The following is a 14749-nucleotide window of genomic DNA, read 5'->3' as shown; positions in this document are numbered from 1 at the left end:
GCGGAGGCGGCCGGCCAGCGTGGACCGCTCAGTGCAACGCGCCGCCCGTTTCCTGCAAATCCATGCGCACTGACAAGGCGGTGCGCACAATGACCTTCAGCCCTTCAATGACGGATGCGGTCGGCAGGCTGGGCTGGCTCGGGTGGCGCGCGGCTTGTCGCGGCGTATAGGGTATGTGCACGAAGCCACCGCGCAATTGCGGTGCACGTGTCGCGATGTAGTGCGACAGAATGTAGAAGAGGCGGTTGCACGTGAAGGTGCCGGCCGTTTGCGACACCGACGCAGGGATGCCCGCCTCGCGCAGCGTGTGGACGAGCGCCTTGATCGGCAGCGTGGAAAAGTAAGCCGCCGGCCCGTGGGCGACAATCGGAGCATCGATCGGCTGGTAACCATCGTTGTCCGGAATGCGTGCATCGTCCACGTTGATGGCGACGCGCTCGACGGATAAGTCTGCCCGCCCGCCAGCTTGGCCGACACAGATTGCCAGTGACGGACGCGTTGCATCGATCGCGTCCAGCAGCGCCTGGTCGAGCGTGCGAAAGCGCACTGGCATCATCCGCGCGTGTACGATGGCGTCGCCAGATGGAGTCGCGATCCGCGCGCCGTCGAGTGCGCGCACGGCCTCCCACGATGGATTGATCGGTTCATTTTCAAATGGCTCAAAACCGGTTAGCAGCACGGTATGCATCGTACGGTTTTCCTAAATGAAGTGATTGTCGATGGCGACGTAGCCAGGCGGCGCATGGCCAAAACGATATGATGCCCGGCGGCATGGGCAAAAGCCATTCAATTTGCATCACAGCGTTGTACGCGCGAAAGCGTCTCGCTTCGTGTCAAAAATGCAAATGATAATTATTATCGTTAATATGGGTTGCGTCTATTGTTCGATCGCAACTCATGCTGAGCTTTCCTACCTTTTCAAATGGCTTGCCCCTGGCCGGCGCCTCTCGGGCGAAAAAACACGTTCACCAAGATAAGGCCGATGTCCATTCCGGTCCGCCGAGGATCGAGGTGGAGATCGCATCCGTTGCCGACTGTTCAGGATTGCTTGAGGAGCTAAATGCTATCAGCGATGGCACGCGTTCATGCCGGAAGGTGCCGCCCCAAAATATTCAATGGGGTATAGCGCCCTGTTCGCTCATCAATAAGCATGCTGCAACCCTCGACGGATTGAAAGCATGGCGTCGCGGTACGGTCTCGGCCCCGATGTGGGGACTGGAGTGCCCTAGCGAGCTGTACGCCCAAGTGAAGCGACTGGTGGAGCAGCGGCTCGGCGAGCGTTCGGAGCGCTGTGGCGCGCTGGCGATCGATGCCGACGAGTTCGTGCATTGCCTGTACGTGATGGTCGTTACGCTGGTTCAAGTGTCAAAGGGTGATGGCGCCGGCGTTGACGCAGCGTTCAGGCAAGCATCGGAATTGCTTGCACATGACCCGGTGGGATGGCTCAAGGATGCGGGCATTCCGCATGGCATCGCGGATATGGCGGTGACCGCCGGCATGACTGGACCGCTGCTGGCGCTGGCGGGGCTGGCGATCAAGGAGGGCCTTGCTGAATGGCGCCGCGCGCGCAAGACTGACAAGGCGTTGGCGCAGGCACTCGATCAAGTGGACGAAGAAATAGTCACGCTGCAGGCGCTTTCTGCCTTGCTTGATGCGCGACGTCACAACGTGGGTGGCACGGCAGAACAGTGCAATGATGGTACGGTCGCTCATGCGACGCTTGTAAGCGGTCAGCCGCTGCCCAAGCTCACCGCCATCCAGCAGGAGCGGCGTGCCGCATTGCGCTTTCTGCGCAAGCAGAACGATGCGGACAAGGTGATTGGCGCCAGTTCATTCGCGTCCGGTAGCGCCATTGCGACCAAATGCATCGTTGATACCACGTTAAAGGGCGTCTACGTTGGACAGCAAGGTAGCGCTGCTGCAACAACCGCTGCCGGCGCTGCAGGCATGGTCGGCTCGGCAGTACTAGGTCCGATGGCTGCGGCCGGTTCGCTGGCGCTCGGCGGTTACATGCTGCACAAGTCACGTAAAAAGCGCGACGCGTTCCGTGCAGAAAAGCAAAGTACGGAGTCGAGAATAGCTTGTTGGCTGAAACGAACCGAAGCGCAGCGCCAGCTCGACGCGTCAATGAATCCGCCGTATGACGAGCACACGCTCAGCGAACGCTATGCACGTTTTCTTCGCGAAAAGACCCAGCAGCACGATGCGTTCTTCACACGCTATACAGACTGGAATAAAGGGTTTGTCGCCGGTAGCGGCCTTTATACCGCTTGCACTGTCTCCAAGCTTGCGCTGGCTGGCATCGTCGCGGCGGGCAGCACCGCGCTCGCGACGCCGGCCGCGCCGGTTGTGCTGATGGCCGGGACAGGCCTAGCCAGCGCCGCGATGATCTTTTTCTCAATGCAGTACCTGAAGGGGCACGGCAAACTTCAGCGTTATCAGCGCTATTATCACGACGATGACCCCGAGCTCGATCGTCATTTTTTGGCGAGTGTCGATTTGTTATGCGCGGACGATCGACCGGGGGCAGGTTTTGATCTGCGTAAGGTCTTCTATTACCAAGCGGCGGCACGCGAGGACCAGCGCCAGGCCTTTCTTGCCGACGTGGCCGCGCAATGCGCGAAGCGGTTTGACGATCAATATACCTATACAGCCGACGACGACGAGGTGATTCGCCGACGGGGTCCCAAACCGAACGGTAAGCAGCAACTGACGCAGCTCGCGCGGCGTGCTGGGGAGGCAGTAGTGGGCCGGGCCAAGGCCGCATCGGCGTTGGCTCGTACGGTCCGTCCAGATGCGCGGACGCAGGCCTCGCAGGCCGCGCGCAGCGCGTGGAGCAATGCGTCCGGTGCGGCGCGCAATGCATGGAATGCGTCGCGGCGCCATTTGACACGAACGAGCCTAAAAGCGTGGCTTGCCGACCCAGCGAATCATGCCGAACAGGCGCACGTGCTCAAGCAAATGATCGAGACGCAACTGATTTATCTGGAGCGTAAGCTTGAAACCAAGCACCGCGCGTATAGTCATATCGAGCGCGGGCTCAATGCCGATATACGCGCGATGCCAGCGCATCGTCGCGGCGTGGCGGACGTGCCAACCCCTGTCACCGCTCCGATGCCGGACGTGGCCGTCTCCGAGGTACAACGGCTTGTGCTGGGATTAAGCCGCGACATCGAAAATGACGAATGCCTCTACCGCCAGGCTGTGCTCGTGCGCGATGCACTGAGCGTGCTGGCGAGCCGACCCGCGGGGACCCCGGGCAGCCGGCAGTTGCTCGCTTGCGCAATCGAACAGTTCATCAGCACGCAACAGGGCACGCTGCCAGATGCGGATAGGCCGCTGCCGAACCTGGAAGCCAGCCACGATCGCTTGGCGACGTACCTGATGAAGGAAGCGCCGGTGCGCTACAAGGACCTGCGCGGCAAGCTGGTCGAGACGGAGCTCCAATCCACGCGCATTGGGCACGCATGGGAACAGCGGATGGCCAGCCAAGGCGAGCTGGACCCAGCAAAGCGCACCGCCATGCAACGCGCGGCACTAAGCGAAGCTGGCAGCGTCAAGGTCGCCGCTGTCGGTGTCACCGCCGCCGCTGCCAGTGCCAAGGTTACCGCTGTCGGTGCCACCGCCGCCGCTACCAGTGCCACAGTCACCACTGCCACGCCCGCCGCTGTCAGCGCCGGCGCTGACACGAGAGCCCGCCTCGCGCCGCAAGCCGGCACCCCTCAACTCAATGCTACGCGCGAAACGCCAGCATGTTCATCAGCACGATATTGGCCACGAGGATCGCCAGTGCGGTCGGCACTTGCGCCTTGATCACCGCATTCTTGTCGGGCAACTCCAGCAGCGCTGCCGGCACGATGTTAAAGTTCGCGGCCATCGGCGTAAGCAGCGTGCCGCAATAGCCGGAGAACATGCCGATCGCGGCCATCACGGCCGGGTCGGCGTGGAACACCCCGACCAGCACCGGCACGCCGACGCCGCCGGTCATGACCGGGAACGCGGCAAAGCCGTTGCCCATGATGACCGTAAAGAGCGCCATGCCGATGCAGTACACCGCGACCGCGATTACTCGCAGGTCCATGTTGATGTAGCCCGTGGTCAAGTGAGCCACTGCCTTGCCCACGCCCGCATCCGAAAACACCAGCCCCAGCATGCCCAACATCTGCGGCAGCAGCACCGCCCACGACAGCGCATCGACCAGACGCCGTGTTTCCCGGGTCGACTGCGCAAGCGTGTCGCGCGTGAGCAGGCACGCAAACGTCACGGCGACGAGGCAGCCGATGCCGAATGCCACGAGCGTGACGTTCTTCGGGTCCAGCAACGGCGTGCCGCCGACATTCAGGTGCGGCGCGGCCAGCGTGAGCACGACGGTGATGGCCGGGATCGTCAGCGCCGGAAGGAACAGCTTGTTGCCGAGTCGTTTCGCGCTCGCCGTGCGCAACTCCGCCGAGAGCATTTTTGCCTTGCCGCCGGCCACGCCGCCGAATCCGGCGATGAGTGCCATCGCGATGACAAAGGCACCGACCAGTTCAGCCGGCAGGCGCTCGCCGATTAGGAAGATGATGGCTGCCAAGGCCCAAAATGTGCCGGCCAGCCAGCGCTTCGGATGCGTGGTGTCGGTGACGATCATGCCCGCGACGATTGCCAGCAGGATGCCCACCAGCCAGTAAAGGTAGTTGATCGACAGCATTACGCTTGTTCTCCGCTTGTTGGGTTGGGGTGAGCGCCGGCGCCGCGCGGCTGGGTCAGCAGCTCTCGATCCAGCGACCGATCAAGCAGGTACAGCCGTGTGCCATGGATCAGAAAGGCGCAGATCGCGGTCGGGATACCCCACAGCGCGACATGCAACGGCACTACGTCGATGCCCGCCTCATGCAGGAAGGTGGTCATCAGCACGATCGCGCCGAATGCCACGAACACGTCTTCGCCGAAGAACAATCCGACGTTGTCGGTGGCCGCGGAAAATGCCCGCAGCTTATATCGCACCGCATCGGCAAGCGCGCCATAGCGCGTTTGCGCGGCGCCTTCGGCCATCGGCGCGATCAAAGGACGGACCATCTGCGGATGACCACCCAGGCCGGTCAGTCCCACCGCGGCGGTGACTTCCCGCACGAACAGATAGACGATCAGTAGGCGTCCCGCGGTGGCGGATTTGATGCCGGCGATCCACTGGTGAGCCCGCTCGCGCAGCCCGTGACGCTCCAGCAAGCCGATGACCGCGAGTGGCAGCAGGATAATCAGTGGAAGGTTACGCGTTTTAACAAAGCCGATACCGATTTGCGCGAGGATCTGGGTCGGCGAATAGTGAGCGGCGGTGGCTGTCACGATCGCGGCGGCCGCGACCACGAGCATCGGATTGAAGCGCAGCACGAAGCCGGCAATGATGACGGCCACTCCGAGCAGTGGCCAAAGATTGATGGTGGTTTGCATAAGATCTCCAAATGGCAAGTCCAGCGGTGGTGAACAAGCATGAAAAACCCGGCTTCATGGACCGGGCTGTGTTGTCAAGCATCGGGTGCGCAGCCCGCCACCATCGCGACGTGGCGGGCTGCGTGAACCCGGATGCCTTCAGTTGCCAGCCGCGCGCGGATGCGGCGGGCAAATTCGAGTGCGTGCGGCCCGTCTCCGTGCAAGCAGATCGTCTGGGTATTCAGCATCACCCACTGCCCGTCCACGGACCTCACGCGCTTGTCCCGGATCATCGCCAGCGTGCGCTCCAACACCGTGTCTTCGTCTTCGAGCAGCGCGCCGGGCAGCTTGCGTGGCACTAGCGAGCCATCGGACAGGTAGCCGCGATCAGCAAACACTTCTTCGATCGCAAGCAGCCCGGCGCGCCGGGTTGCTTCGATCAGGCGGCTATTCGCCAGGCCGAACACGGCCAACGACGGGTCGAAGTCGCGCACCGCAGCAACGATCGCATTGGCCAGCGTGATATCGCGCGCGGCCATGTTGTACAGGGCGCCATGAGGCTTGACGTGAGCCACCCTGCCGCCTTCGGCATGCACGATCGCGGCAAGGGCGCCGAGTTGGTACAACATACCGGAATAGACATCGGAAGGCGGTAGTTCCATTTCGGCACGTCCGAAATTGTCCGGATCGTTGAAGCTGGGGTGCGCGCCGATCGCCACGCCTTGGTCGATGGCCCAGCGAACACTTTGCCGCATGATGCTGGGGCCGCCCGCATGCCAGCCGCACGCGATATTCGCCGAGCTCACCAGTTCGAGCAGCGCTTTATCGTTGCCACACCCTTCGCCAAGATCGGCGTTCAGATCGACTTCCATGTCTCCTGCCTTCAATTCATGCCGCAGCTTTACAGCGCTCCTGCTGTAGTGCAATGGCCAACTCGATATGGCGCAGATATTTGTTGAGTTCCACCAGCGCGTTACGCGCCTGTTCCAACGAACATTGGATGAAGTGAACCCGTTGGTTCAACCGGGCCTGCGCGAGCAGCCACAGGTCCGCGGCGATCACGCTGCCGAACCGCGGGTAGCCGCCGGTAGTCTGGGCGTCGCTCATGAGCACGATCGGCTGCCCATTCGGTGGCACCTGGATGGTGCCCGGTAGCACGCCGTGCGATAGCAGATCGATCGGGCTTTGCCGCTCCAGCACCGGGCCGGCTAGCCGGAAGCCCATCCGGTTGCTGTTCGGCGTGATCGCCCAGTCCTCGTTCCAGAACGCGGCGTGGGCCTGCGTCGAAAAGCTTGCATATTCGGGGCCGGGTATGACTCGCACGCGCGCCGCGATGGCGCCGAGCCGGTGACCTGCGCCCTGCTCAAGATGCTCCAATGCGCACCACGAGGGTGGCTTGACCCCAAACGCTGGCGCTTTCGGGCTAAACGCGGGATTGCGCGCGCTCGCGGGCAGTGGCGCGACCGGCAAGCGATCGCCGTCCTTCAATGCCCGTCCTGCGAGACCGCCGAAATGCGAGCCCAGATCCGTCGAGCGCGAGCCGAGCATCGGCATCACATCGATGCCACCGGCAATCGTCAAGTAGCCGCGCATGCCGATCGACGGCGCGCGCAGCGTCAAGGTTTGTCCTGCTTGCACCGGCAGGCTGCGCCATGCGTAGACAGGCTGGTCATCGAGCATGGCGTGAAAGTCGGCACCGGTCAGCGCGATGCGGGTGGCACGCGGGAACCGCAGCACCACTGGCCCCAGGGTCAATTCGAGCCCTGCCGCCCCGGGGACGTTGCCCACTAGCCGGTTGGCCACCTGCAGCGCCACGGTGTCGAGCGCACCGGCAGTGCAAACGCCATACTGGCGATGGCCGGTGCGGCCCAAATCCTGGACGGTCGTCAGCGTTCCCGCGCGGATGACCTCGATCATGCGTGTCTCCTTGTCGAGTCATTGTGCGCCTGCAGCGCCGCGGCGCACACCTGTGCGTTGTTCATGCCAGCACCTCCGCGATGATGAAGCGGACTTTATCGCCGGGTAGCAGTGCCGTGCTCGGGGTCCTGGCCGGATCGAATAGCACCATGTCCGAGCGCCCGATCAATTGCCAGCCGCCTGGCGACGTCGCCGGGTAGATGCCGGTCTGCTCGCCGCCGATACCCACTGATCCGGCTGGCACCGCGAATCGCGGCTCGTGCCGCCGCGGCGTAGCCAGGCTTGCGTCGAGTCCGCCCATATAGGCGAACCCGGGCTGGAAACCGAGAAAGAACACAACGTATTCACCGGCGGCGTGTCGCTCGACCACTTCGCGGGGCGAGTAGCCGGTGTGCTGTGCCACGCTTTCCAGGTCCGGTCCCGCCTCGCCGCCGTAGCGCACCGGGATTTCGACGACGCGGCATGCTGTCTCCTCGGCTGGGGCCCGCGCCCAAGCGCCGCGCAGCTGTATCGCTAACCCGTCCGGATCGGCATGGAGCGGGTCAAACACCAGGGTGACGTTGTTCATGCCAGGTACCACGTCCAGTACATGCGGCCAGTCGCGTGCCATCCGGGCTACATGCCACACGCGTTTCTGGTATGCGAGCGTGGCCGGCGGCGGCAATTCGCATACTAGTGCCTGATCGCCCAGCGGAAAAATTCTTGGTGCAGTCATCATCGATTTGCCTCCATAGCCATGCGTTCTAGTGAAGGGGACGCGGATCCGCGCGTGCCTCAGGCATACTTTTATATCGTATTGTCAATAAAATATAGAGGATTTATCAATAAGTGTTTCCACGAGACATCGCCGAGTGCTTGTCCGCCGTTATACTGAAGGCCCTGCAACGAACCACGGTCAGCTGGCATGATCCGAACGCCAACGAAGATTGTCTCGTCAGAACATCTCATGTCTGAAACCAGTGCGGAGCTGTCTGAGTTCGAGTATGGATTGATCTTGGCTAGCCACGCGTTCGATCGCTGGATGGTGCGCTGTATGTCCGCGGCGGGTGCCAAGGACATGACAGCAATCGAGGTGTCACTGCTGCATCATGTGACCCATCGCGAGCGCAAGAAGAAACTAGCGGATATCTGCTTTGTGCTGAACATCGAGGACACGCACGTGGCGACGTACGCGCTAAGAAAACTGGTCGCGCGCGGCTACGTGACCAGCGAGAAATTTGGTAAGGAGGTGTTTTTTTCGGCGACCGAGGCGGGTCGCGAGCTTTGCCTGAAGTATCGCGAGGTACGCGAGAGTTGCTTGATGGTGACGCTGGCCGAGGCTGGCCTGGACAATGGGCAGATCGGCGACGCCGCGCAGTTGCTGCGCACCGCGTCAGGCCTCTATGATACGGCCGCGCGCGCCGCGACGTCGCTCTAAGCGTGCTGGGCGGTGATCAATAGCAGATCGCGTCCGTGACGATGATGTCCAGCGGCAAATCGTGCGTCTCGTGTGGCAGCCAGTTCACCCGCGAGCATTCATATGCGATCCCCACTGTGACCGGCGGGTCCACGTGCGCCGGCCAGGTGGCCAGTGTCCGGTCGAAATAGCCGCCGCCGTAGCCGAGTCGGTACCGTGATGCATCGAAGCCGACACATGGCGCGAGCAGCAAATCTGGCACGACGCTGTCTTCGTGCGCCGGCACGGGAATCCGATAGCGCCCTTCCTTCATCGGCGAGCCGGGTGTCCACGCGTGATAGGCCATCGGCGCGTGCGGCGCGACAATAACCGGTAATGCCGCGCGCCGCGCGGCGTCGCCGCTCAGCCAGTGCGCCACCACGCGCCGCGCGTCGAACTCCGCGGCTACCGGCCAAAACAGGCCCACGCAACGCGGCGAATACCGCCGCAGTACATCAGCTAGGCGCGCCGCTAATTCGACGTCGGCCTGCGTGCGCTGCGGCGTACCGGCGAAGCGCTCGCGCTCGGCCAGCAGCCTGGCACGCAATGTCGTCTTCAGCGATGATTGCGTTGCGTTTTCTTTGCTTGGCGGCCCCGGCTCGCGTGCTATGCTTTCGACCACTGGCAGAGTCCTTGTTTAAATGTGAAAAAAAGATACCCGTGCGTGTTCACCGAGTATATCGCGCGGTCGCGGGCGCGTTGAAGGCGGCGCTTTTTGTCGTGTGTGGCAGCGCTTGTGCGGTACGGCTGCTGCCTGGCGCCGTGCCGTCCGATCCGGACCAGATATTTGTGCAGCTTCGCGAGGCGGCACGCAGGAACGACGCGGCCGGCGCTGCGCGGCTGGCGGCACTCATTCCCGATTATCCCGCTGCATCGTATCTGGCGTACTTCCAAATCAAGCCCACGTTGTTTGATGATCAGGGGCACGCGCGTGTTGATGCGAATGACGCACCGGTGCTCGACTTCCTGTCGCGCTACGAGGGCCAGGCAATTGCGGACCGGATGCGCAACGATTACCTCACGGTGCTCGGCGCGCGCCATGATTGGCGCAATTTCGACGCACAATATGCACGGTTCGTGCTTGACGACGATACGCAGGTCAAATGCTACGCGCTCGAGTCCAAGGCAGCGCGGCGCCAGGATGTCGCCGACGCGGCGCGTGCGCTGCTCGTCGAGCCCAAATGGTATGGCGACGGCTGCATCGACCTGATCACCGATCTGGCGCAGCGCGGCCAGTTTAGCGCCGATGACGTATGGACGCAGATCCGGCTGGCGCTCGAGCAAGGCTACTCGAGCCTGGCGTCCAAGCTTGTCGACGCGCTCGGCAGCGACCGGCCCGAGTCGGGGCTGTACGAGCAGGCCACGTCTTCTGCGCCGCTGTATTTGGCGCGCGGGATTGCGCCGAATACGCCGGCACACCAATTGGCGCTGGTCGCGATCACGGCGATGGCGCGCAATGACCCGGCGTTGGCCGCGACGACATTCGCGTCGGTTAGCGATGCGCTCACGCCTCAGGAGCGTGCGCTTGGCTGGGGAACGATCGCATACCAGGGCGCCATCAAGCAGATGCCGGCGGCTGCGCACTGGTACCGTCTGACGGCCGGCGCGCTGTTGAGCCCGCCGTCTTACGAATGGCGGGTGCGCAGTGCATTGATAGCCGGCGACTGGACCATGGTGCGTTGGAGCATCGAGCAGATGCCGCCGACGTTGCGCGCGCAGCCCGCGTGGGTCTACTGGCATGCTCGTGCGCTGGCGCAGGCCGGCGACAAGGAGGCTGCCGCGCAGCAATACGAATCGATCGCCTCGCAGTTCCACTTCTATGGCCAATTGGCCGCGGAGGAACTCGGCCGCAAGACGACGGTTCCGGCGCGCACCGAGGTTACCGATGCGCAAGTCGATGCGATGAGCAAGGTGCCCGGCTTCGCGCTCGCGCAGCGCTTTTATGCGCTGAACCTGCGCCTGGACGGCAATCGCGAATGGAATTGGCCGCTGCGCTCGATGAGCGACCGGCAATTGCTCGCCGCCGCCGCGTATGCGCGCCGCAACCAACTGTACGACCGCGCGGTGAACACCGCGGATCGCACGCAATCGCAGCACGACTTCACGCTGCGCTACTTGTCGCCATTTCGCCAGACGGTCGAGCGCGATGCGCGGCAAACCGGGCTGGACGTCGAATGGGCATATGGGTTGATACGGCAGGAATCGCGCTTCATCATCAACGCACGCTCCGGCGTTGGCGCGAACGGCTTGATGCAGTTGATGCCGGCCACTGCGCAGATGGTCGCCAAGAAAATCGGCCTGGGCAGGCTGTCGCGTGTGCAGATGAACGACATCGACACGAACATCCTGCTCGGCACAAACTATCTGTCGATGATCTACAATCAGTTCGACGGCTCGGCCGTGCTTGCGACGGCTGGCTACAACGCCGGGCCTGGCCGGCCGCGCCAGTGGCAAAAGCGTCTCAACCGGCCAGTGGAAGGCGCGATCTTCGCGGAAACCATCCCATTTTCGGAGACGCGGGACTATGTGAAGAACGTGCTGTCGAACGCAACCTACTATGGCGTGCTGTTCGAGGGCCGACCGCAGTCGCTGAAGGCACGCTTGGGCGTGATCTTGCCTGCGTCGTGACGAATCATGGTGAGCGAGCGTGTGCATCGCGCGTCGTGCTCACTCTGGGAAGCGAATCATGCAATCTACGAGCGTCGTGGTGGTGCTGGGTGTGTCTGGGTTCATCGGCCGCTATATCGTGAACGCGCTGGTTGATGCGGGCAAGCGGGTCGTTGTCGCAACGCGCTGGCCGTTCGGCCCGCATCGTGCGCTTGCCGCCCACGCTGGCTAGGTTGTAGGCGGCCGTGTTCGAGCATCTGCCAGGCGAGCCGCTGATCACGCGGGACAATCTGGATACGATGAGTGTAGAGAGCGTCGCACATGTGGGCATCGCGCCGGAACTGGGCATACTCGAGCGTGCGAGCGTGCAGAGCGTGGCGCTGCTGTATCTGACTGAAGCGACGCGCCAGGTGCGCTCCAGCGCGAAGCGCATGAGCGCGAGAAGGTGAACGGCTGATGAATGTGTACGCAGTAGGTGGCGTCATCCGCGACGAGTTGCTGGGCAAGCCGGTGCAGGATCGCGATTACGTGGTGGTCGGGGCGACGCCCGAGCAGATGATGGCGCAGGGCTTTCGCCCCGTCGGCAAGGACTTTCCGGTATTCCTGCACCCGCGCACGCAGGAGGAATATGCGTTGGCGCGCACAGAGCGCAAGACGGCAGCCGGCTATCACGGCTTCCAGTTTTTCTATGCGCCGGACGTGACGCTGGAGCAGGACCTGGCCAGGCGCGACCTGACCATGAATGCGATGGCGCGGGCGGTGTCGCCCGATGGCACGCTGCACGGGCCTGTGATTGATCCGTTCAACGGCCAAGCGGATCTCCAGGCGCGTGTGTTTCGCCATGTCAGTGACGCGTTCGCCGAGGACCCGGTGCGCATTCTGCGGGTCGCGCGCTTTGCCGCGCGCTTTACCGATTTCAACGTTGCGCCGCAGACGCTGGCGTTGATGGGGCAGATGGTTAAGGCGGGTGAAGCCGATGCGCTGGTACCCGAGCGCGTATGGCAGGAACTGGCGCGCGGCTTGATGGAGCCCGAGCCGTCGCGGATGTTTGATGTACTGCGCCAATGCGGCGCGCTGGAGCGCGTGCTGCCCGAAGTGGCGAGGCTGTTCGGCGTGCCGCAGCGTGCCGATTATCATCCGGAAATCGATACCGGCGTGCATGTGATGATGGTGATCGACTACGCGGCGGCGCGGCACTATGCGCTGCCGGTGCGCTTTGCCGCGCTCACGCACGACCTGGGCAAGGCCGACACGCCGCCTCATGTGCTGCCGCGCCATACTGGACATGAGGCGCGTAGCGTCGAGCGCATCGTTCCGCTGTGCGAGCGTCTCAGGGTGCCCAACGATTGTCGCGACTTAGCGGTGTTGGTGGCGCGCGAACACGGCAACGTCCATCGCGTGATGGAGATGGGGGCGGCCGCGCTGGTGCGTATGCTTGAGCGCAGCGACGCATTACGTAAGCCGGCTCGGTTTGCGCAGGCGCTGCAGGCCTGCGAGGCGGACTTGCGCGGGCGCCTGAATTTCGCGTCGCGCCCTTATCCGCAGGCCGAACGACTGCGCGTCGCGCTGATGGCCGCTCGCGACGTCGATGCCGGCGCCATCGCGCGACGCACGGCCGGCGAGCCGGCCCGCATCAAGGAGGCCGTACATGCGGCGCGCGTGCAGGCCGTCGAGTGCGCGATACGCGAGGACGCACGGTAGCGTGCCGGCGGCTATTCGATTTCACCGGTCACGGTCATGTCCCAGCTTGCCATGCTGTGCAGCGCCGCCGCAGAGCGGCGTTGAAACCTGATAACGGAGAACAAGCCCCATGAAATCGACTCGTCGTACTTCCCTGATTTTCACCCTCGGCGGCGTCTGTACAGTGGCGCTGTCACGCCACGCGCTCGCGGACGCGCCGAAGCTTCAGGAAACGAACTCCACCGCCCAGGCGTTCGGCTACAAGTCCGATGCGGCCAAGGTGGACAAGGCCAAGTACGCGAGATACGCGGCAGGCCAGGATTGCTCGAATTGCACGTTCTACTAAGGCAAGCCAACCGACGCGTTCGCCCTCTGCCCACTATTTGGCGGCAGGCAAGTGGTCGGCAAAGGGTGGTGTAACGCATACAATAAAAAACGTAGTACAACCGGCGCCTGGTCCGCGTATCGCGCCGCAAGTTCTCGCGATGGCTGCTTGGCGTGTCGCTGCTAATCAACGATCCGTGGTTTTCGTGGTTTGCCGCCGCGCCGTCGGTGGCAAGCTTGATCGTGGTGCAGGCGATTTTGTCCATTGCGCTGGCCGGGTACGCCGGACGGTTCGTGCGCGTTGCCGAGTTGTCCCTCGCCAACAACCCGGCAGTGATGCTGTTCGGCGGTTTTGGCCCGTTCAGCTACAGATATTCGACCAGGAAAGTCAGCGTGCGCCCATGAGCCAACGCGGCTGCGCGTTGCTGGTAAGTCGCGCGATGCGGGCAGTTGAAGCCGTGGTGTGCGCCCGGGTATAGATGAAACTGAGCATTGTCTCGGCCCGTGAAGCGCTCTTTTACCTGCCCCACCGCGGATAGCGGGATATTCGTGTCCTGCTCGGCATAGTGAAACAGTATCGGCACATGCACCTGTGCCGCGCGGTCCAACTGATTCTGGATGCCGCCGCCATAATAGGCGACCGCGGCATCCACCGAGTCGTGCGCAGCCATGTTGTAGGCGAGCAGCCCGCCGAAGCAATAGCCGATCGCGGCGATCTTGCCATCTTGCTCCGGTAGCGCGCGCAGCGCCTGCGCGGTCGCGGTGAGGTCCTTCAACGTCTTGCTGAAGTCGACCTGCTGCATCAGCGCGATGCCCCGGCTGCGGTCCGCGTCTTCGTACCCGAGTTCGACTCGCGGCTCGCCGCGCCAGAAAATGTCCGGCGCCAACACCACGTAGCCGTCCGCCGCGTACTGGTCGGCCACTTCGCGGATGTGTTGGTTGACCCCAAAGATTTCCTGAATCAGTACGATCCCGGGGCCTTTGCCGGTATGCGGGAGCGCGAGATACGCTTGGAACGTTCCGTCGTCGGTGGCAATGTCGCGCCATGTCGAATGCGTAGTCACGTTGATCTCCGAGTCGCTAAAAAGAACCGAATGGGAAGGGGTAACCAGTGTGCCACCATTTCAATGCCTGCGCGCGCATCGTCGGTGCGTCGCGTTGCGGCTGTGACTGGAATGGAACACGCAATCGACGGCGAAGCGTGCATGAATGGCGGGCTGACGTCTTGTAAAAATAGTGGGTTTTCCTGTAGCGTGTATTTTTGATATTCAGCAATGGTCTGTCATTAGGTTGCTGTCACGCTCTTAAAGTATTCCCTAAGTTAATTGGATGACCTACACTGGCGCGCAGCTTGTGACGTCGCTTGTCAAAAGCGCG

Annotated in this window: 13 protein-coding genes and 3 pseudogenes; 8 read left to right on the top strand and 8 right to left on the bottom strand. The window is 62.9% G+C overall.

Features of this window, described 5'->3' with window-relative positions; genetic code table 11:
• Positions 1-28 precede the first annotated feature (28 nt).
• Complete coding sequence (gene pcp, locus KQH60_RS14175) at positions 29-688, bottom strand: pyroglutamyl-peptidase I (RefSeq protein WP_237577058.1); 660 nt, start codon at positions 686-688, stop codon at positions 29-31.
• Between the two features lie 557 nt (positions 689-1245).
• On the opposite strand from pcp, the gene KQH60_RS14170 reads away from it, so the two are divergent.
• A complete protein-coding gene (locus tag KQH60_RS14170) occupies positions 1246-3813 on the top strand; it encodes a hypothetical protein (RefSeq protein WP_237577057.1) in 2568 nt (855 codons plus the stop codon).
• Here the strand turns inward: KQH60_RS14170 and KQH60_RS14165 are convergent.
• From KQH60_RS14165 to pxpB, 5 genes are all read right to left on the bottom strand, one after another.
• Positions 3734-4690, bottom strand: coding sequence for a DUF979 domain-containing protein (locus KQH60_RS14165; RefSeq protein ID WP_237577056.1), 957 nt, complete (start codon positions 4688-4690; stop codon positions 3734-3736). The two genes, KQH60_RS14170 and KQH60_RS14165, sit on opposite strands and share 80 nt — an antisense overlap.
• Positions 4690-5430 (bottom strand): DUF969 domain-containing protein, encoded by a 741-nt coding sequence (locus tag KQH60_RS14160; RefSeq protein WP_237577055.1) that lies wholly within the window; start codon positions 5428-5430, stop codon positions 4690-4692. Before KQH60_RS14160 ends, KQH60_RS14165 begins: the two co-directional genes overlap by 1 nt.
• 74 nt (positions 5431-5504) lie before the next feature.
• Positions 5505-6281 carry a 5-oxoprolinase subunit PxpA gene (pxpA, locus tag KQH60_RS14155; RefSeq protein ID WP_237577054.1) on the bottom strand — a complete coding sequence of 259 codons (777 nt, stop codon included), beginning with the start codon at positions 6279-6281 and terminating at the stop codon, positions 5505-5507.
• 16 nt (positions 6282-6297) lie between these two features.
• On the bottom strand, positions 6298-7326 hold the full coding sequence (locus KQH60_RS14150) for a biotin-dependent carboxyltransferase family protein (protein ID WP_237577053.1): 1029 nt from the start codon (positions 7324-7326) through the stop codon (positions 6298-6300).
• A gap of 61 nt (positions 7327-7387) precedes the next feature.
• Positions 7388-8041, bottom strand: coding sequence for a 5-oxoprolinase subunit PxpB (gene pxpB / locus KQH60_RS14145; RefSeq protein ID WP_237577052.1), 654 nt, complete (start codon positions 8039-8041; stop codon positions 7388-7390).
• Positions 8042-8230: 189 nt separating this feature from the next.
• Between pxpB and KQH60_RS14140 the strand changes: the two genes are divergently transcribed.
• Positions 8231-8743: a winged helix DNA-binding protein gene (locus KQH60_RS14140; protein WP_237577051.1), complete on the top strand. Its 513-nt coding sequence runs from the start codon at positions 8231-8233 to the stop codon at positions 8741-8743.
• Between the two features lie 16 nt (positions 8744-8759).
• Here the strand turns inward: KQH60_RS14140 and KQH60_RS14135 are convergent, their stop codons facing one another.
• Positions 8760-9383, bottom strand: coding sequence for a 5-formyltetrahydrofolate cyclo-ligase (locus KQH60_RS14135; protein ID WP_237577050.1), 624 nt, complete (start codon positions 9381-9383; stop codon positions 8760-8762).
• Positions 9384-9415: 32 nt separating this feature from the next.
• Here KQH60_RS14135 and KQH60_RS14130 point away from each other — a divergent pair, with 32 nt between their 5' ends.
• The 6 genes and pseudogenes from KQH60_RS14130 to KQH60_RS14105 all read left to right on the top strand — a co-directional run bounded on the left by KQH60_RS14130 (position 9416) and on the right by KQH60_RS14105 (position 13777).
• Entirely contained in the window at positions 9416-11389 is a 1974-nt protein-coding gene (locus KQH60_RS14130) for a lytic transglycosylase domain-containing protein (RefSeq protein WP_237577092.1), read from the top strand.
• 58 nt (positions 11390-11447) lie between these two features.
• Positions 11448-11531: pseudogene (locus KQH60_RS15110) on the top strand (hypothetical protein); the annotation flags it as partial.
• Positions 11521-11817 (top strand): annotated as a pseudogene (locus tag KQH60_RS14120) (complex I NDUFA9 subunit family protein); the annotation flags it as partial. The pseudogenes KQH60_RS15110 and KQH60_RS14120, both read left to right, overlap by 11 nt.
• A 7-nt stretch (positions 11818-11824) precedes the next feature.
• Positions 11825-13069, top strand: coding sequence for a multifunctional CCA addition/repair protein (locus tag KQH60_RS14115; protein WP_237577047.1), 1245 nt, complete (start codon positions 11825-11827; stop codon positions 13067-13069).
• Positions 13070-13178: 109 nt separating this feature from the next.
• Positions 13179-13484 (top strand): annotated as a pseudogene (locus KQH60_RS14110) (high-potential iron-sulfur protein); the annotation flags it as partial.
• 62 nt (positions 13485-13546) lie between these two features.
• The gene (locus tag KQH60_RS14105; protein WP_237577046.1) at positions 13547-13777 is read left to right on the top strand and encodes a hypothetical protein; all 231 of its coding nucleotides are present in this window, start codon (positions 13547-13549) and stop codon (positions 13775-13777) included.
• Here the strand turns inward: KQH60_RS14105 and KQH60_RS14100 are convergent.
• On the bottom strand, positions 13738-14436 hold the full coding sequence (locus KQH60_RS14100) for a dienelactone hydrolase family protein (RefSeq protein ID WP_237577045.1): 699 nt from the start codon (positions 14434-14436) through the stop codon (positions 13738-13740). The genes KQH60_RS14105 and KQH60_RS14100 overlap by 40 nt on opposite strands.
• Positions 14437-14749: the final 313 nt, after the last annotated feature.

The sequence above is a fragment of the Mycetohabitans sp. B8 genome, assembly GCF_021991875.1.
Lineage (GTDB): Bacteria > Pseudomonadota > Gammaproteobacteria > Burkholderiales > Burkholderiaceae > Mycetohabitans.
This window is presented reverse-complemented; position numbering and strand designations above follow the sequence as displayed.